The organism is Acidovorax lacteus (genome assembly GCF_039540375.1).
Lineage (GTDB): Bacteria > Pseudomonadota > Gammaproteobacteria > Burkholderiales > Burkholderiaceae_C > Acidovorax_G > Acidovorax_G lacteus.
In genome coordinates this window covers 266,943-282,551 of the sequence record NZ_BAABEX010000013.1, presented here as the reverse complement: position 1 = coordinate 282,551, position 15,609 = coordinate 266,943, and the positions used below count along the sequence as shown (strand labels likewise).

Genomic DNA, 15,609 nt, shown 5'->3' with positions numbered 1-15,609 from the left:
GGGATGACTGGGGGGCGGCCTGTCTTGGCCATGGCTTTGCTCCTGCTGCGGGGATGCAGCAGGAGCAAAGTTTATTTCTTCTACACCCTCCAAAAGAAAGAAGGCAAAGAAAAGGCGACCCCACGTCTGCGTCCCTGCGCTTCGCTTCGGGCACCCTGCGGTGCTCGGGCGCGGGGCGTGCTGCGGAACTCGCTGCGCGCTTGCAGCGCTCCACTCGGACAACCGCAGCAAGCATGAGCACGATGCGGGTGTGTCCTGCGGCACACCCGCTCGCCCCGCGCCCTGTGCTCCTCGTCGCAGCCGAGGGGAGCGAGCCCAGTCGGCTGCTGCTGCGCAGTGACGCCGACTCCCTGGCGGCACTGCCGCCCACGCCAGTGGAACCGCTCGAGGCGGTGGTGGCCCACGCCGGGCCGAGCGCAGCGATGGCCCGTCCCCACCCCCTTCAGGATGCGCCGAGGAGCGCAGCGACTGGGGTGGCCTGCGTGCCGTAGGACACGCAGGCTTCGTCCTCTAGCTCGCCGCATTTGTCCGAACGCAGCGCCGCAGGCGCGAAGTGAGTTATGCGGCGCACCCCAGGCGCGAGCACCGCAGGTTGCCCCAGGCGCACGTCAGTGCGCGTGGGGACGCAGCCTGTAGGGGCGCCTTTCTTTTGCCTCCTTTTCTTTGGCGACGCAAAGAAAAGGAGGTCGGCCGCCGGGCCGAGACCCGGCCCCGGAACACAACACACCCCAGCGGCACACTACCGCCAAACACAGAATGCTATGAATTCCATAGCTGCTCGTGCTTAACAAACAAGCACGAGCAGCTCAAAACACGCCAAACCGCCGGCACCCACGCAACGATCACAGCATGCACCCGTGGGTCACCATCCCGCACCAAAAATCACCAAAACCACCCGCCCGGGCTTACCAATCAAGCACGAGCAGCTACCAAATCCATAGCAAACCAGATCAAGGCAAATCCCGGTTCGGCTCCGGCGCCGCCGCATCGCGCGGCCCCACGGTGCCCAGCCGGGCCTTGAGCGACTGCGGTTGCCCCGTGAGGATGGCCGCGTAGTTGGTGGTGTTGGCCAGCACCTTCTTCACGTAGTCGCGCGTTTCAGAAAACGGCACGTTCTCGGCCCAGATCGCGCCTTCGAGCACCGGGCCGTTGCGCCAGTTGCGCGGGCGGCCCGGGCCAGCGTTGTAAGCCGCAGCGGCCAGCGGCATCGAGCCCGCAAAGTCGTCCAGCGCGAGCTTGAGGTAGGCCGTGCCGATGGCGATGTTGGTATCGCGGTCGTTGATCTGGTCGGGCGTGAAGTTGGTCAGGCCGATCTTCTTGGCCGTCCAGCGCGCGGTGGCGGGCATCACCTGCATGAGGCCCGAGGCGCCGACGTGCGAGCGCGCATCCATGATGAAGCGGCTCTCCTGGCGGATCAGGCCGTACACGTAGGCCGGGTCGAGCCCGATGGCCTGCGAGCGCTCGACCACCGCGGCGCGGAAGGGCATGGGAAAGCGCTGGGTCACGTCGATCACGCCGCGCGTGCGCTCGCTGGTGTTGATGCAGCGGTCCCACACCTCGCGCTGGCAGGCGAAGTCGGCCGCGGCCAGCAGTTCACGGTCGGCCATGCCGCCGGGCGTGTGCAGGTTGGTGCTGTAGTTCCATTCGCGCACGCCCTCGGCGCGCAGGCCCATGAGGATGGCGTACAGCCCGCGGTTGAGCCCCGGGTTGGCGCGCGCGGCGGCCTTTTCTTCGGCCGTGAGCGGCGCGGGCGCGGGCGGCGTGCTGATGCGCTGGCCCAGCTCTTCGAGCGCGAGCTGTTCGTAAAAACCGCGCGTGCCCGCAATCGATTCAAACGCCTGCTGCGCCTGGGCGCGGTCGGCTTCGGTGGGCCGGCCGGCCAGCAGCGCGCGGGCGCGCCAGTACACCCAGGTGGGGTCGTTGCGGGCTTCGTCGCTCATGGCCTCGACCGCGCGGCGCACCACGCGCCACTGCCCCGCGCGCAGCGCGGCGCGCACCTGCCAGGCCAGCAGGTCGTCGCTGAGGTCGGCCTCGCGCGTCACGTTGCCGTAGTAGCTGAGCGCATCGGGCGACAGGCGCTGCGCGGCCTGCTTGCCGATCACGCCCCAGACCCAGTTGCGCTCCTCCACCGACAGGTGCACGCCCCATTTGCCGTCGAGCTGCGCGGCCGCGGCGTCGGCGTCGGTGGCGGCCATGCGGATGAGCGCCAGCACCACCAGCTCCTGCCGCGCCTTGCCGCGCGCGCTTGAATGTGCGGCCAGGTGTTTGGCCGGGCTGTCGAGCACTTCGCGCAGCCTGCCCAGGGCGTCGGGCGCGACGATTTCCACCGCGTTGCGCACCACGCGCGGGCGGTTGGCCTCGGCCCCCATGCGCGCCTTGCGCCAGATGTCGAGCGCCGTGAGCTTGCGGCTGGCGAACAGCTCAGACGCAGCGTGTGTGCAGCCGTCGTCGGCCTCGCGCTGGGCGTACCACTGGCGGCGCACGTCGTCGGCCAGCGCACTGCTGCCCGTGCCCTTGATGTCCTCGATCAGCGCGGCGTAGCAACGCACCTCGCGGTCGTCGCCCATGCGGTAGGCGGGGTGCGCCTCGGCAAAGCGCGCCCAGTCGCGCCGCTGGCCCAGCAGCAGCAGCCAGTCGTTGCGCAGCCGGTCTTCGTAGTAGCTGCCCGCGTAGCGCTGCAAAAAGGCCTGCACCTCGGCCGGCGAGGCCTCGGCCAGGCGGGCGCGCAGCTCCCAGTAGGCGGCCAGGGGCTCCAGCGCGTGGCCGCGCGCCTGGGGCAGCAGTTGCTCCAGCCGTTTGCGGTCGCCCTTGCGGAAGGCCTGCTGCATCTCGAGCAGCACGTCATCGCCACGGGGCTGGGCCTGAACGGCCGGGGCCGCCAGGGCGATCATCAGGCTGCCGAGCAGCGGTGTCAGAATCTTGTGCCATTGCATGGGGGAATTATCAGATGGACAAAGCAGCCCTTCGGCGAGCCCTGATTGACCAACGCCTGAACCTGCCCGACCGCCTGCAGCGCGCAGCGGCCCTGCAGCAGGTGATGCGGATCTGGCTCGTGGACCGCGAGGACACCGTGATTGGCGCGTACTGGCCCATCAAGGGCGAATTCGACCCCCTGCCCGCGCTGCACCGCTGGAAGGAAGACGGCGAACTCATCGACCAGCCCCTGCGCCGCCGCATCGGGCTGCCCGTGGTGAACAAGGCGCACAAGACCCTGACCTTCCACGCCTGGTATCCGGGCTGCCCCATGGAAGAAGACGCCTACGGCATTCCCAAGCCCAAGGACACCGAGGTCATCGTGCCCACGCTGCTGTTTGTGCCCTGCGTGGGCTACGGCCCCGGCGGCTACCGCCTGGGCTACGGCGGCGGCTTTTACGACCGTACGCTGGCCACCCTGCAGCCCCGGCCCTTCACCGTGGGCCTGGGCTTCACGAACGGCTTTATCGAGGACTTCGAGCCCGAGTCCTTCGACGAACCGCTGGACGCCATCCTCAACGACAACGGCGTGGTCTGGCCGGTGTGAGGCCGCCGGGCGCAGCGCGCGCCTGGCGCCATTGATGCGCAACACGCATCATTCGCCACCACCGATGGCAACGATCGCGCGCAGCCGCCGCGCTATCGTGGCACCTGCGCTGGCCGCCACCAGGCGCGCCGCCCGCATCGCCTGTTCACCGCACAAGGAAGCGTTCCATGCTCAAGCTCTACATCGGTAACAAGAATTACTCGTCCTGGTCCATGCGCCCCTGGGTGCTCTTGCGCCAGGCGGGCATCGCGTTTGAAGAAGTCATGGTCCGCTTTGACAGCTTCGACGCCCAATCAGACTTCAAGCGCACGCTGGGCCCGGTCAGCCCCACCGGCAAGGTGCCAGTGCTGGTGGACGGCGACCTGGTCGTCTGGGACACGCTGGCCATTGCCGAATACGTGGCCGAGCAACACCCTGAACACCGCCTGTGGCCCGCAGACCGCGCCGCCCGCGCCCGTGCGCGCAGCGTGTGCGCCGAAATGCACAGCGGCTTCACGGCCCTGCGCAGCCACTGCCCCATGAACATCGAGGCCCACCTGCCCGACACGGGCGCGCTGATCTGGCGCGACAAGCCCGCCGTGCGCGCCGACGTGGCACGCCTGGTGGCCATGTGGAGCGAACTGCTGCAGGCCCACGGCGGCCCGCTGCTGTTTGGCGACTTCAGCGTGGCCGACGCCTACTACGCGCCGGTGTGCATGCGCCTGGCCACCTATGGCCTGCCGGTGCCCCCGCACATTGCCGAGTACGTGCAGCGCGTGCAGCAACTGCCCAGCGTCAAGGCCTGGATCGACGGCGCGCTGGCCGAGCAGGACTTCCTCGACTTCGAGGAGCCCTACCGCCTGCACCGCGGCTGAGACGACCATGGCTGTCACCGTCACGCTGCGCTACGTGCTCAACCCGCGCAAGCTCGTCGAATTCGAGCACTACGCCCGCCTGTGGATCCCGCTCGTCGAAAAATTCGGCGGCCGGCACCACGGCTACTTTCTTCCCAGCGAAGGCGCCAACAATATCGCGCTGGCGCTGTTCAGCTTTGACAGCCTGGCCGCCTACGAGGTGTACCGCCAGCGGTCGCTGCAAGACCCCGACTGCCTGGCGGCCTTCCGATACGCCGACGAGACCGACTGCATCGTGAGCTACGAGCGCAGCTTCTTCCGCCCGGTGTTCGGCTGAGGCGCGCGCCGACTCAACCCTGGCGGAACTGCTTGCGCAGCGCGGCCTTGTGCCGCGCGATGTGCGCCAGCTGCGCTTTAGAGACCGAACCGCCCAGGTCTTCGTCCTCTACATTGAGCACACGGTTCGCGTACTCCATCGCACGCCGCACCACCTCGGCCTCGCTCACGCCCTGTTGTGCGGCCAGGTCCATGGCCACGCGGCGCATGGCCCGCTGCGACAGCACCCACATCGCGCCGAACGCATCCCAGGCCTTGGCCGCGTCGCGGAAGCGGTCGCGCTCGTCGAGGATCTCGGACAGCGGGCGGTTGAGCACTTCCTGCAGCGCATCGAGCTGTTCCTTGAGCGCCTCGACCCGCGCCTCCAGTGCCGCCACCTCGGGGCCGGGCGCCTGCTCGGCCTGCAGCGCCGCCACCGCCGCGGCCACCGGGTCGGCCGCGGGGGGCGCGGGCACGGCGATGCTGCCGTCGGCCTGCGGCTGCACGATGAGCAGCGAGGCCGCGAGTGGGGACGACGGGGCAGGAGCGGGCGGACGGTTCATGGCGGTTCCAGCAGCAGGACAGCGGCCACCAGGGCCGTGTGGGGGCGCACTATAAGCCCGGCACGCCCAACCAGCCAGCGCCCTCCCCTACACTGCCCGCATGCAGATCTACATGGTGGGGGGTGCCGTGCGCGACCAGTTGCTCGGCCGCCCCGTGAACGACCACGACTGGGTGGTGGTGGGCGCCACGCCCGAGCAGATGGAGGCCGCCGGGTACCTGCCCGTGGGGCGGGATTTCCCGGTCTTTTTGCACCCCGACACGCGCGAGGAGTACGCCCTGGCCCGTACCGAGCGCAAAAGCGGCCGCGGCTACCGCGGCTTTGTGGTGCAAAGCAGCCCCGACGTGACGCTGGAGCAAGACTTGGCCCGCCGCGATCTCACTATCAATTCGATAGCTGCTCCTTCAGCCTGGACAAGCACAACCGAGCTTTTTGATCCCTATGGCGGGGTGCGAGATCTGCAGGCCCGCATGCTGCGCCACGTGACCGACGCCTTCCGCGAAGACCCGGTGCGCATCCTGCGCGTGGCCCGCTTTGCCGCGCGCTTCACCGACTTTGCCGTAGCCCCCGAGACCCTGGCGCTGATGCGCGAGATGGTGGCGCACGGCGAAGCCGACCACCTGGTGCCAGAGCGCGTGTGGCAAGAGCTTGCCCGCGGGCTGATGGAGGCGCAGCCCTCGCGCATGTTCGAGGTGCTGCGCGCCTGCGGCGCCCTGCGTGTGCTACTGCCCGAGGTGGACCGGCTCTGGGGCGTGCCCCAGCGCGCCGAGTACCACCCCGAGGTGGACACCGGCGTACACCTGATGATGGTGCTGGACATGGCGGCGCAGCTAGAGGCGCCGCTGGCGGTGCGTTTTGCCTGCCTCACGCACGACCTGGGCAAGGGCACCACCCCGGCCGACGTGCTGCCGCGCCACATTGGCCACGAGCAGCGCAGCGCGCGCCTGCTGCAGGGCGTGTGCGAACGCCTGCGCATACCGGTGGACTGCCGCGAACTGGCCGACGTGGTGGCGCGCGAGCACGGCAACATCCACCGCAGCGCCGAGCTGTCGGCCGCCGCGCTGGTGCGGCTGCTCGAGCGCTGCGACGCGCTGCGCAAACCCGCACGCTTTGCCGACGTGCTGCTCGCCTGCGAATGCGACGCCCGCGGCCGCCTGGGCTTTGAAGACCGCCCCTACCCGCAGCGCCCCCGGCTGTGGGCTGCGCTGCAGGCTGCGCTGGCCGTGGCCACGGCCCCGATTGCGGCCGAAGCCGCCGCGCAGGGCCTGCGTGGGCCGCAGGTGGGCGAGCGCGTCCACGCCGCACGTGTGGCTGCGATTGCGCAGGCCCTGCCCACGCTGCCACCGGCCTGAACCGACTGAAGCGCTGCGGCCCGCCGCGCGCCACCCGCGCAGCCGCCGCGCCTTACCAGCGCAGCAGCCGCGGCCCCAGCCAGCCACCCAGCACCGTGGGCACGGCCATGCCCATGAGGTACCACACGAGCAGGAACGGCGCCTGCAGCTCCGGGCAGTGCAGCGCATAGGCCAGCGCCCCCAGCGCCCCGGCCAGCAGACCCGCCGCCGCCCCGGCTGCCGCCAGGCGCGTGGGCGCCGCGCCGCGCAAAGCCCACAGCGCCGCGCCCAGCGCCGGCAGCGACAACAGGGCGATGTTGAACGGACAGGTGCGCCAGGTGCTGCCCAGCACCAGCGCCATGCGCTCGCCCGGAAGGGCCTGCCACAGCGTGGCAAGCGCCGCCAAGGCCATCAGGCCCACCGGCAGCACCAGCGCCCACGGCACCGAGCCCACGCGCGCACCCGGGCGACCGAGCCGCCACAGCAGCGCCACGCCCACCGCGGCCACCGCGGCCGCATAGGCCAGCTTGCCCCAGAACATGGGCTCGGCGGCCATGCGGGCCAGCTCGGGCCGCAGGCCGAACACGGCGGCCATCAGCGCGGCCGCGCCCGCAAGCCCAAGCGCCACGCCCGCCCCCAGGCGGCGCGGCACGGCGCTCCGCGGCACGGGCGGTGCGTCGTGGGCCAGCAGGTCGATCAGGTCATCGGTTTTCATCGCATCCCCTGGATCCGGGCGCTCAAGGCCTTGAGCCCCCGGTGTATGCCCACCTTCACGGCGGACTCGGTCATGCCCGTTCGCTGGGCGGTTTCGGCCACCGACAGCCCTTCGAGCTTCACGTGCACGATGGGCAGCCGCTGGCGCTCGGGCAGCGTTTGCAGCAGTTGCGCCAGATCCCGCTGGGCCTCGCGCGCCTCGGTGTCGGTGGCGGCAAACAGCTCCTGCACGTCGTCCAGCGGCACATGCAGCGCCTGCTTGCCCGCATGGGCCCGCCACCAATCCACCAGCTTGTAGCGGGCGATCGCATGGGCCCAGGCGGTCACGGGCAGGGCCGGGTCGTAGGTGTGCCGCTGGTGGTGCACGGCCAGCAACACCTCCTGCACCAGGTCTTCCGCCACATCGGGCCATTGCGCCAGCCGCCGCCGCACAAAGGCGCGCAAGTGGGCGCTCAGCAGCTTCAGAAACTGCTGGTACGCCGCCGCTTCGCCGGCCAGCCCGCGCTGCATCAGGTCCTTGAGCCGCTCTTCGGTCTCCATGCACTCTCCACGCCAGCTAGTTCGGCACAGGGGGCGTACGGGTTACAGCCACCACCCAAAAAAATTTTCTGCGCACACCGTAACCGGCGGCGTTCCCGCAGCGAATTACACCCCAGACGCGGCGCATGGGGTGCCGCTGTCATCCCCCTGGCGCCAGTTGTGCGCCGCCTTACAGGAGTTTCACCATGACCACCACCACTGCTTCGCTCGGCGCCCTGGCCCTGGCAGCCCTGGCTTCGGCCGCCGTCTTCACCCCCAGCGCACATGCCCAGGACGCGGCCAAGCCTGCGATGGAGAAGTGCTACGGCGTCTCGCTGGCCGGCAAGAACGACTGCGCCGCCGGCCCGGGCACCACCTGCGCGGGCACCTCGAAGGTGGACTACCAGGGCAACGCCTGGAAGTACGTGCCCGCCGGCACCTGCGCGAGCATCAAGACGCCCAAGGGCACAGGCTCGCTCTCGCCCATCAAGGCCTGAGCCCATGCACGCCCACCCCCCGCACGGGCCTGCAGCCCCGCACCGCCTGGCCCAGGCCACGGCGGGGTTGTCGCTCAAGCCCCAGCACTATGCCGAGGCCCTGGCCTGCAACGCCCCGGGCCTGTGGTGGGAAGTGCACCCCGAAAACTATCTGGCCGATGGCGGACCGCGCCTCGCATGGCTCGAAGCCATCCGGACGCGCCATCCGGTGTCGCTGCACGGGGTGTCGCTGTCCCTCGGCGCCGATGCGCCGGTGGACGCCGCGCACCTCGCGCGCCTGGCGGCGCTGGTCCGCCGCATCGAACCGATGTGCGTGTCGGAGCATCTGGCCTGGTCGGCATGGCGGGGCGTGTACCACCCCGACCTGCTGCCGCTGCCCCGCACGCATGCAGCGCTGCAGCGCGTGGCCGACAACATCGACCGCACGCAGACCGCGCTGGGCCGCACCATCGCCATTGAGAACCCGGCCCACTACCTGCCGCTTGAAGGGCACGACTGGAGCGAGCCCGACTTCCTGGCCGAACTGGTGCGCCGCACGGGTTGCACCTTGCTGCTGGATTTGAACAACGTGGCCGTGGCCAGCCACAACCTGGGCACCAGCGCGCAGGCCTATCTGGAGGCGTATCCGCTGCAGGCCGTGAGCGAGCTCCACCTGGCTGGCCACCATGCCGACCCGGCGCTGGGCGAGGCGCTGTGGATCGACAGCCACGATGCGCCGGTGAGCGCCGCCGTATGGGCGCTGCTGGCCGAGGTGCTGGCCCGTACGGGCCCGGTGCCCGTGCTGATCGAACGCGACGAGAACATACCGCCGCTGCTCGACCTGCTACAGGAACGCGAACCTGCCCACCGCCTGCTGCAAAGCGCACGTACCGAGGAGACCGCCGCATGCACCTGAGCGCCTTTCAAGACGCCTGGGCGGCCGCCCTGCGGCCCGAACCGCCGCTACCCGCCGCCACGCCCGAGGCCGCACTGGTGGAGTACCTGCGGCAACACCCGGGCTTTGCCGTGTACCGCAACACCGTGCTCAAGGGCTGCAGCGATGCGCTGGTGGCCCAGTACCCGACCGTGGCGCAGATGGTGGGCGACGACTGGCTGCGCGCCGCTGCGCTGGTGTTCGTGCAGACGCATCCGCCCCGCGACGGTCGGCTCATGGCGTACGGCGCGGGCTTTGCCGACTTTCTGGACGGCTTTGCGCCCGCCCAAGACCTGCCCTACCTGAGCGCTGTGGCACGGTGGGACCGGTGCTGGACCGAATCGCACCTGGCAGCCGATGCCACACCCGTGCCGGCCGACTGGCTGGCCCGGCAACCGGCCGGACAGTGGGCGGGGTTGCACCTGCGGCCCCATCCGGCGGCGCGCTGGGGGGCCTGCGCCGACCTCCCGGCCTTTGCGCTGTGGCGCTGCCACCGGGAGGGCCATGCATGGAGCGACCAGCACCCATGGCACGGCGACGCCGGGCTGTTGACGCGCCCCGCAGATGCCGTGGTCTGGCAGGCCTTACCGCTGGCCGGTTGTGCGCTGCTCGACCGCTGCGCCGCTGGCGACCCGCTGGAGTCAGCGGTCACCGCCGCGCTGCAGGCCGACCCTGCGGTGGACTTTTTGGCGCTTTGGCACAGCCTGGTCGGCGCCGGAGCCCTGTGCGAACCCTGAACCCCGAGACTGGAGTGCTTTCATGCCTGTGAGCCTGTCATCCCCATTGTTGGCCTGGGCCGCGCGGCTGACCCCGCACGCGCTGCTGGCGCTGGTCCACCGCATCGCCGTGGCTGCCATCTTCTGGCAATCGGGCCGCACCAAGGTCGAGGGTGCGTTCCACATCACCGACGGCACCTACCAGCTGTTCCGCGAGGAATACCGGGTGCCGCTGCTGTCGCCTGAACTGGCCGCACAGATGGCCACGGTGGCCGAGCATGTGTTCCCGGTGCTGCTGGTGCTGGGGCTGGCCACGCGGCTGTCGGCGCTGGCGCTGCTGGGCATGACGGCCGTGATCCAGCTGTTTGTGTACCCGGACGCCTGGCCCACCCACTTGGCGTGGGCGGGGCTGCTGCTGTACCTGGTGGGGCGCGGCGCGGGCCCGGTGTCACTGGACCATGCCTGGGCGCGTGCCACGCACCCGCACTGAAGCACCGCGCCGCGCGCCGCCTTAGAAGCGGTAACTCACGGCCACCACGCCGCCCAGCGAACCGGCCTCCCGCACGATGGGGCTGCGCGCGGCATCGCCCTGCAGACGGCTGTACGACAGCGCGGCCGTGACCGCCGCCTTGGGGTGGAAGCTGTAGGTGGCCGACACCGAGGCGCGCACATCGCGCACGCCGCTGCCCATGCTGGTGCGGGCCAGCCCGCTGCGCGCGGCCTGCGCCGCATCCACGCCAAAGTACGACTGCTGGTAAGCGGCGTTGGCCCAGGTGGCGGCCACGCCGGCCCCGAGGCGCCAGGCGGGCGCAGGCTGCCAGGCCATGCCGGCGCCCACATCGAACAGCAGGCCGTCGCGTCCGTTGCCGCTGCCGTAGCGCAGCGAGGTTGTCACAAAGGTGTTGCGGCTGGGCAGCAGGTTGAAGAACGCACCGAGTTCGGGGCGCGCTTCCACGTCGCCCAACCCGCGCAACACGCGGGAGCGGTCTTCGTCGCGGCCGAAATCGGCAGTCAGGCGCAGGCCGTACTGCAGCGCCGGATCGCGCGAGAAGTTGTAGCCAATGCCGTTGGTGGTGCCCGCAAACCAGCCGTTGGCCCAGCGGTAGTCGATAGCGGGCAGCAGGCGCGTGCGACGCTCGTCCGAGCCCGCGTATTCGCGGCCCGCCACCACGGCCAGGCCGATGGTGCCGCCGTTCTGGTCGGGCGCTGCGCCGTACAGGCGCACTGCGTCAAACGCCTGCGCGCTGGCCCATCCGGGCACCAGGACGGCACAGGCCGCAACAGCGGCCGTTGCGGCCGTGCGGGCCAGGGGCGCGTGGATCCGGATCGTCTGGTGGAAAGAGCGCATGAGGCCTCCTGAATGCCTGGGGTTAAAAAGTGACCAAATAGTATTGTCTGCATACGATTCAGTCAAAACCCACAGAGACCCACGGCCCATTGGCCCAACCACGACCAGGCTTACAGCACTGAGCGCACCCAGCGCACGATGTCGGCCGCCCCGAGCGCGCCCGATATGCGCGCGACCTCCTGCCCCTGGCGGAACGCGATCATGGTCGGGATGCTGCGAATGCCCAGCCCCGCTCCAACCGCCGGGTACGCCTCGGTGTCCAGCTTGGCCAGCCGCACCATGGGCTCCAGCTGTGCAGCAGCCTGCGCGAAGGCTGGCGCCATCTGCCGACACGGGCCGCACCAGGGGGCCCAGAAATCCACCACCACCGGCACATGGCTGCGCCGGACATGGCGCTCCAGGCTCTGGGCATCCAGCGCCACGGGCGCTCCGGTGAACAAGGGCTTGTGGCACTGCCCGCAGTCGGGCGCACTGCGCAGGTGTTCGGAAGCCACGCGGTTGGTGGTGTGGCAGTGGGGGCAGACGATGTGCAGCGCTTCGGACATGGCAGGTTCCACAGTTCAACAAGGGGCGCACCGCCGCAAAGCCGAGCGGTGCGGGCCCAAGGAGGATGCGGCCGGGAAACGGGGTTTCAAGACGCTGTGGCAGGGCGCCCCCGGCAGCGCGGGTGCGGCATTGCACGGTGCAACGCCCCTCTAAAGCGGGCACCACCGCAACCAGCGCGGGCTTGCGCGCACGCAGCCGGCAGATCCCGCAGGCCCGCACACGCAAGCATTCAAAGCCCGCGCACGACCAGGCTGAGCACAAAGCTCAGCAGCAGGGTGGAGGTCAGGGGAATGTCCCATTCGCGGCCGCGCCAGCGAAAGCGGAAATCACCGGGCAGACGCCCCAAGCCCAGGCGCAGCAGCCAGGGCTTGATCCAGCTGATGAACAGCAGCGCCAGAAAGACGACGATGAGCCAGCGCAGCATGGGCCGTGGCCTTAGAGCCGGTGCGTGCGGTCGCCCTGCACGAAGCCGCAGGCCGGCCAGGCGGGCACACCGCGCACGAGACCGATCACCTTGAACAACTCGCCCATCTCGTGCTCCATCACCAGCTTGGCAGCCTGGCTGCGCTGGGCGGGCTCCAGCGTGTCCAGCACCGCAGCCAGCCCGCAGTTGATGAGGAAGTGTGCCTGCGTGGTGTAGCCCAGCAGCTCCCAGCCGCTGTCCTGCGCGGCCACGCCGATGCCGGTGAAATTCACATGCGCGGTGATGTCCTTGAGCCCCACATCGGTCAGTGGGTTGTCGTCGGCGCGGTGCGCGCGGTGGCACACCAGCGTACCCATGTGGCGCTCGGGGTGGTAGTACTCCCGCTCGCCAAAGCCGTAGTCGATGAAGAACGCCGCACCGCGCTCCAGGCGCGCACCCAGGGTGTGCACAAAGGCCTCGGCCTGCGGGTGGATCTCGGTCAGGTAGTCGTGCGTGCCGTCGATGTCCATCGGCGGGCGCAGGTCGGTCGGTCGGTCGCTCCAGGCCCAGCCGTCTGCGTGCGCCGCCACACCGCGCTCGTGCCAGACCTGGCCGTGCCGGGCGAGCAGTTGCACCGGCATGGCATCGAGCACCTCGTTGCCCACCACGACACCCGCCATGCGCTCGGGCAGCTGGTCCACCCAGCGCACGCGATCGCCCCAGGCCGCCAGGCGCTCCTGCTGGCGTGCCCGCAGGCTGCCCGACAGATCGACGATGGTGTAGCGCTGTACACGCTCGCCCAGGGCACCGAGCAGCTGTGCCGCCAGCGCGCCCGAGCCGGCGCCAAACTCCCAGACTTCGTCGGTGGCGGTGGCGTCCAGCGCTTCGCGCACCTGCACGGCCAGCAGGCGACCAAACGCAGGCGACAGCTCGGGCGCGGTCACGAAATCGCTGCCGCTGGCGGCCAGCAGGCCGAACTTGGTCAGACCGTTCGCGTAGTACCCCAGTCCGGGGGTGTAGAGCGCCAGCGCCATGAAGCGGTCAAAGCCGACCCAGCCTCCGGCCTGGGCCAAAACCTTGGCCATGTGCGCCTGCAGGGCGCTCGTTAAACTGTCGTGTTCCGTGGTTGTCACGCCCTGATTGTCCTCCATGACCGAATCCCGCCGCCCCCGCACCGTGCTGGTCACCGGCGCTGCGCGCCGCCTGGGCCGCAGCATTGCGCTGGCCCTGGCCGACAGCGGCTGGCAGGTGGCGGTGCACTACCGCAGCTCGGCCGCCGATGCGGCCGAGACGGTGCAGGACTGCGCCGCGCGCTCGGGCCGCTGCGAAGGCTTTGCCGCTGATTTCGACCGCGAGGACGAGGTGCGCAGCCTGGTGCCGCGCGTGGTACAGGCCTTTGGACACCTGGACGCGGTGGTCAACAGCGCCTCCCTGTTCGAGCACGACACCCACCAAAGTTTTGGCTACGAACTGCTGCAACGCCACTTGCGCAGCAACACGGGCGCGCCGCTGCTGCTGGCCGATGCGCTGCACCGCCATGTGCAGCATCGCGCGCTGACCGAGCCGGGCGTGCAGGGTGCGGTGGTCAACCTGCTGGACCAGAAGCTCTGGAACCAGAACCCCGATTTTGTGAGCTACACGCTGTCCAAGGCCGCGCTGGAAGCTGCGGGCACCATGATGGCCCTGGCGCTGGCGCCCCGGGTGCGCGTGGTCGGCGTGGCGCCGGGCCTCACGCTCACGAGCCACATGCTCAGCGACGAGAAGTTCCAGGCGCTGCACGCGCTGAGTCCGCTGGGTCGCTCGTCCACCCCCGAGGACGTGGCCGCCACGGTGCGCTTTGCGCTGGAGAACCGCTCGATCACCGGCACGACGCTGCTGGTGGACGGTGGCCAGCACCTGATGAAATTCGAGCGCGACTTCTCGCTGATGTAAGCCCGGCTCGCGCTCCAGGACTTTTGCCCATGTACAACGCCGCCGGCACCCAGATCCTCACCCTCACCGGGCTGCGCTTTGCAGCCAACCTGGGCATTCTTGCGCACGAAAAAACCGCGCCACAGCCCATCCAGGTCGATGCCGAACTGAACCTCGGCACCCAGCCCCTGTCGCCGCGCGACGACGACATCGGCCACGTGCTCGACTACCGGCGTGTGCGGCAGATCATCATCGACGAGTGCACGGCCGAGCATGTGAACCTGCTGGAAAGCCTGATCGGCAAGCTCGCACACCGGCTGATGCAACTGCCCGGCGTGCTGGGGGTGCGCGTGAAGATTGCCAAACTGGAGATCTTTGACGACTGTGAAGTCGCGATCCGGGTGGAAACCGGTCAGTGGTGAGCGCGCGATCGCCCGCGCGCGCAATGCACCCTCCGTGGCAGGCTGCAGCACCCCGGTGAGACAATACGGCCCCATGAACGCCACCTGGATTGAACCTCAGGCCCCAGCCGCCGATGCACAGAAAGAGCTGAAGATCGAACGCGAAGCGCACAAGCTGGAAAAACGCCTGTGCCGCGAAGTCGGCCGCGCGATCGTGGACTATCACATGATCGAAGAAGGCGACAAGGTGATGGTGTGCATGTCGGGCGGCAAAGACAGCTACACCCTGCTCGACATCCTGATCAAGCTGCAGCGCCGCGCGCCCGTGCGCTTTGAACTGGTGGCTGTGAACCTCGACCAGAAGCAGCCCGGCTTTCCCGAGCATGTGCTGCCCGAGTACCTCAAGACCACCGGGGTGCCGTTCCACATCGAGAACCAGGACACCTACAGCATCGTCAAGCGCGTGGTGCCGGAAGGCAAGACCACCTGCGGCCTGTGCAGCCGCCTGCGCCGCGGCATTCTGTACCGCGTGGCCGACGAGCTGGGCGCCACCAAGATCGCGCTGGGCCACCACCGCGACGACATCGTGCAGACGCTGCTGCTCAACATGTTCTTCGGGGGCCGCCTCAAGGCCATGCCGCCCAAGCTGGTGAGCGACGACGGCCGCCATGTGGTGATCCGCCCGCTGGCCTACGTGCCCGAAAAGGACACCACACGCTGGGCGCAATACCGCGAGTTTCCGATCATTCCTTGCAACCTCTGCGGCAGCCAGGAGAACCTGCAGCGCAAGCAGGTCGGCGAAATGCTGCGCGAATGGGAACGCAAGTACCCGGGCCGGGTCGAAAACATGTTCCATTCGCTGCAGAACGTGGTGACCACCCACCTGCTGGACGGCAAACTGCACGACTTCCAGAACGCGCGGGCCACAGGCGTCGCCAGCGAAGACGGCGACCGCGCGTTCGACCCGGAGGAGTTCACAGCGCCGTCGGCCTTGCCTTCGCTGCAGGTGGTGTCCATCGGCTGATGCGCGCCGGGCGGTGCGGCAGCGGTTGGCACGCCGATTGCACAGGAGCCCACCAT

General features: G+C 69.5%; 19 protein-coding genes. 11 read left to right on the top strand and 8 right to left on the bottom strand.

Annotation, left to right across the window (positions count from 1 at the left end; translation table 11 throughout):
• Positions 1-950: 950 nt before the first annotated feature.
• Entirely contained in the window at positions 951-2,933 is a 1,983-nt protein-coding gene (locus ABD866_RS10675; RefSeq protein WP_345064464.1) for a transglycosylase SLT domain-containing protein, read from the bottom strand.
• Between the two features lie 14 nt (positions 2,934-2,947).
• On the opposite strand from ABD866_RS10675, the gene ABD866_RS10670 reads away from it, so the two are divergent.
• The 3 genes from ABD866_RS10670 to ABD866_RS10660 all read left to right on the top strand — a co-directional run bounded on the left by ABD866_RS10670 (position 2,948) and on the right by ABD866_RS10660 (position 4,690).
• On the top strand, positions 2,948-3,520 hold the full coding sequence (locus tag ABD866_RS10670; RefSeq protein ID WP_345064461.1) for a 5-formyltetrahydrofolate cyclo-ligase: 573 nt from the start codon (positions 2,948-2,950) through the stop codon (positions 3,518-3,520).
• 167 nt (positions 3,521-3,687) lie between these two features.
• Complete coding sequence (locus ABD866_RS10665) at positions 3,688-4,374, top strand: glutathione S-transferase family protein (RefSeq protein ID WP_345064459.1); 687 nt, start codon at positions 3,688-3,690, stop codon at positions 4,372-4,374.
• 7 nt (positions 4,375-4,381) lie between these two features.
• Entirely contained in the window at positions 4,382-4,690 is a 309-nt protein-coding gene (locus tag ABD866_RS10660) for an NIPSNAP family protein (protein ID WP_345064456.1), read from the top strand.
• Between the two features lie 13 nt (positions 4,691-4,703).
• On the opposite strand, the gene ABD866_RS10655 is transcribed toward ABD866_RS10660, so the two are convergent.
• On the bottom strand, positions 4,704-5,231 hold the full coding sequence (locus ABD866_RS10655) for a hypothetical protein (RefSeq protein WP_345064453.1): 528 nt from the start codon (positions 5,229-5,231) through the stop codon (positions 4,704-4,706).
• A gap of 100 nt (positions 5,232-5,331) precedes the next feature.
• On the opposite strand from ABD866_RS10655, the gene ABD866_RS10650 reads away from it, so the two are divergent.
• Entirely contained in the window at positions 5,332-6,582 is a 1,251-nt protein-coding gene (locus ABD866_RS10650) for a multifunctional CCA addition/repair protein (protein WP_345064450.1), read from the top strand.
• Between the two features lie 52 nt (positions 6,583-6,634).
• Here ABD866_RS10650 and ABD866_RS10645 read toward each other — a convergent pair whose 3' ends face one another.
• Together ABD866_RS10645 and ABD866_RS10640 are read right to left on the bottom strand one after the other, a co-directional pair.
• Positions 6,635-7,276 carry an NrsF family protein gene (locus ABD866_RS10645; RefSeq protein ID WP_345064447.1) on the bottom strand — a complete coding sequence of 214 codons (642 nt, stop codon included), beginning with the start codon at positions 7,274-7,276 and terminating at the stop codon, positions 6,635-6,637.
• The gene (locus tag ABD866_RS10640) at positions 7,273-7,815 is read right to left on the bottom strand and encodes a sigma-70 family RNA polymerase sigma factor (protein WP_345064445.1); all 543 of its coding nucleotides are present in this window, start codon (positions 7,813-7,815) and stop codon (positions 7,273-7,275) included. The genes ABD866_RS10645 and ABD866_RS10640 overlap by 4 nt, the downstream gene beginning before the upstream one ends.
• Positions 7,816-8,000: 185 nt before the next feature.
• Here ABD866_RS10640 and ABD866_RS10635 point away from each other — a divergent pair, with 185 nt between their 5' ends.
• The 4 genes from ABD866_RS10635 to ABD866_RS10620 are packed head-to-tail and all read left to right on the top strand — an operon-like array spanning position 8,001 to position 10,410.
• Positions 8,001-8,291, top strand: a complete 291-nt coding sequence (locus tag ABD866_RS10635) for a BufA1 family periplasmic bufferin-type metallophore (protein WP_345064443.1) — start codon at positions 8,001-8,003, stop codon at positions 8,289-8,291.
• A gap of 4 nt (positions 8,292-8,295) precedes the next feature.
• Positions 8,296-9,186 (top strand): MNIO family bufferin maturase, encoded by an 891-nt coding sequence (bufB, locus tag ABD866_RS10630; RefSeq protein WP_345064440.1) that lies wholly within the window; start codon positions 8,296-8,298, stop codon positions 9,184-9,186.
• Positions 9,177-9,941, top strand: coding sequence for an HvfC/BufC N-terminal domain-containing protein (locus ABD866_RS10625; RefSeq protein WP_345064437.1), 765 nt, complete (start codon positions 9,177-9,179; stop codon positions 9,939-9,941). Before bufB ends, ABD866_RS10625 begins: the two co-directional genes overlap by 10 nt.
• A 22-nt stretch (positions 9,942-9,963) precedes the next feature.
• Positions 9,964-10,410: a DoxX family protein gene (locus ABD866_RS10620; RefSeq protein WP_345064434.1), complete on the top strand. Its 447-nt coding sequence runs from the start codon at positions 9,964-9,966 to the stop codon at positions 10,408-10,410.
• A 21-nt stretch (positions 10,411-10,431) separates the two neighbouring features.
• Here ABD866_RS10620 and ABD866_RS10615 read toward each other — a convergent pair whose 3' ends face one another.
• The 4 genes from ABD866_RS10615 to ABD866_RS10600 form a co-directional block, all read right to left on the bottom strand.
• Entirely contained in the window at positions 10,432-11,268 is an 837-nt protein-coding gene (locus tag ABD866_RS10615; RefSeq protein ID WP_345064431.1) for a MipA/OmpV family protein, read from the bottom strand.
• 110 nt (positions 11,269-11,378) lie between these two features.
• On the bottom strand, positions 11,379-11,813 hold the full coding sequence (trxC, locus tag ABD866_RS10610; RefSeq protein WP_345064428.1) for a thioredoxin TrxC: 435 nt from the start codon (positions 11,811-11,813) through the stop codon (positions 11,379-11,381).
• A gap of 230 nt (positions 11,814-12,043) precedes the next feature.
• Positions 12,044-12,238 carry a DUF2905 family protein gene (locus tag ABD866_RS10605; protein WP_345064425.1) on the bottom strand — a complete coding sequence of 65 codons (195 nt, stop codon included), beginning with the start codon at positions 12,236-12,238 and terminating at the stop codon, positions 12,044-12,046.
• 11 nt (positions 12,239-12,249) lie between these two features.
• Positions 12,250-13,368, bottom strand: a complete 1,119-nt coding sequence (locus ABD866_RS10600) for a class I SAM-dependent methyltransferase (protein ID WP_345064422.1) — start codon at positions 13,366-13,368, stop codon at positions 12,250-12,252.
• Here ABD866_RS10600 and ABD866_RS10595 point away from each other — a divergent pair.
• The 3 genes from ABD866_RS10595 (at position 13,367) to ttcA (ending at position 15,553) form a co-directional block, all read left to right on the top strand.
• The gene (locus ABD866_RS10595; protein WP_345064419.1) at positions 13,367-14,149 is read left to right on the top strand and encodes an SDR family oxidoreductase; all 783 of its coding nucleotides are present in this window, start codon (positions 13,367-13,369) and stop codon (positions 14,147-14,149) included. The genes ABD866_RS10600 and ABD866_RS10595 overlap by 2 nt on opposite strands.
• Positions 14,150-14,178: 29 nt before the next feature.
• Positions 14,179-14,550 (top strand): dihydroneopterin aldolase, encoded by a 372-nt coding sequence (locus ABD866_RS10590; RefSeq protein WP_345064417.1) that lies wholly within the window; start codon positions 14,179-14,181, stop codon positions 14,548-14,550.
• A 73-nt stretch (positions 14,551-14,623) separates the two neighbouring features.
• Positions 14,624-15,553: a tRNA 2-thiocytidine(32) synthetase TtcA gene (gene ttcA, locus ABD866_RS10585; protein ID WP_345064414.1), complete on the top strand. Its 930-nt coding sequence runs from the start codon at positions 14,624-14,626 to the stop codon at positions 15,551-15,553.
• Positions 15,554-15,609: the final 56 nt, after the last annotated feature.

Bases quoted from the DNA above. Each gene is read 5' to 3' on its own strand.
- ABD866_RS10675 (WP_345064464.1), bottom strand. From the start codon at position 2,933: ATGCAATGGCACAAGATTCTGACACCGCTGCTCGGCAGCCTGATGATC.
- ABD866_RS10670 (WP_345064461.1), top strand. From the start codon at position 2,948: ATGGACAAAGCAGCCCTTCGGCGAGCCCTGATTGACCAACGCCTGAAC.
- ABD866_RS10665 (WP_345064459.1), top strand. From the start codon at position 3,688: ATGCTCAAGCTCTACATCGGTAACAAGAATTACTCGTCCTGGTCCATG.
- ABD866_RS10660 (WP_345064456.1), top strand. From the start codon at position 4,382: ATGGCTGTCACCGTCACGCTGCGCTACGTGCTCAACCCGCGCAAGCTC.
- ABD866_RS10655 (WP_345064453.1), bottom strand. From the start codon at position 5,231: ATGAACCGTCCGCCCGCTCCTGCCCCGTCGTCCCCACTCGCGGCCTCG.
- ABD866_RS10650 (WP_345064450.1), top strand. From the start codon at position 5,332: ATGCAGATCTACATGGTGGGGGGTGCCGTGCGCGACCAGTTGCTCGGC.
- ABD866_RS10645 (WP_345064447.1), bottom strand. From the start codon at position 7,276: ATGAAAACCGATGACCTGATCGACCTGCTGGCCCACGACGCACCGCCC.
- ABD866_RS10640 (WP_345064445.1), bottom strand. From the start codon at position 7,815: ATGGAGACCGAAGAGCGGCTCAAGGACCTGATGCAGCGCGGGCTGGCC.
- ABD866_RS10635 (WP_345064443.1), top strand. From the start codon at position 8,001: ATGACCACCACCACTGCTTCGCTCGGCGCCCTGGCCCTGGCAGCCCTG.
- bufB (WP_345064440.1), top strand. From the start codon at position 8,296: ATGCACGCCCACCCCCCGCACGGGCCTGCAGCCCCGCACCGCCTGGCC.
- ABD866_RS10625 (WP_345064437.1), top strand. From the start codon at position 9,177: ATGCACCTGAGCGCCTTTCAAGACGCCTGGGCGGCCGCCCTGCGGCCC.
- ABD866_RS10620 (WP_345064434.1), top strand. From the start codon at position 9,964: ATGCCTGTGAGCCTGTCATCCCCATTGTTGGCCTGGGCCGCGCGGCTG.
- ABD866_RS10615 (WP_345064431.1), bottom strand. From the start codon at position 11,268: ATGCGCTCTTTCCACCAGACGATCCGGATCCACGCGCCCCTGGCCCGC.
- trxC (WP_345064428.1), bottom strand. From the start codon at position 11,813: ATGTCCGAAGCGCTGCACATCGTCTGCCCCCACTGCCACACCACCAAC.
- ABD866_RS10605 (WP_345064425.1), bottom strand. From the start codon at position 12,238: ATGCTGCGCTGGCTCATCGTCGTCTTTCTGGCGCTGCTGTTCATCAGC.
- ABD866_RS10595 (WP_345064419.1), top strand. From the start codon at position 13,367: ATGACCGAATCCCGCCGCCCCCGCACCGTGCTGGTCACCGGCGCTGCG.
- ABD866_RS10600 (WP_345064422.1), bottom strand. From the start codon at position 13,368: ATGGAGGACAATCAGGGCGTGACAACCACGGAACACGACAGTTTAACG.
- ABD866_RS10590 (WP_345064417.1), top strand. From the start codon at position 14,179: ATGTACAACGCCGCCGGCACCCAGATCCTCACCCTCACCGGGCTGCGC.
- ttcA (WP_345064414.1), top strand. From the start codon at position 14,624: ATGAACGCCACCTGGATTGAACCTCAGGCCCCAGCCGCCGATGCACAG.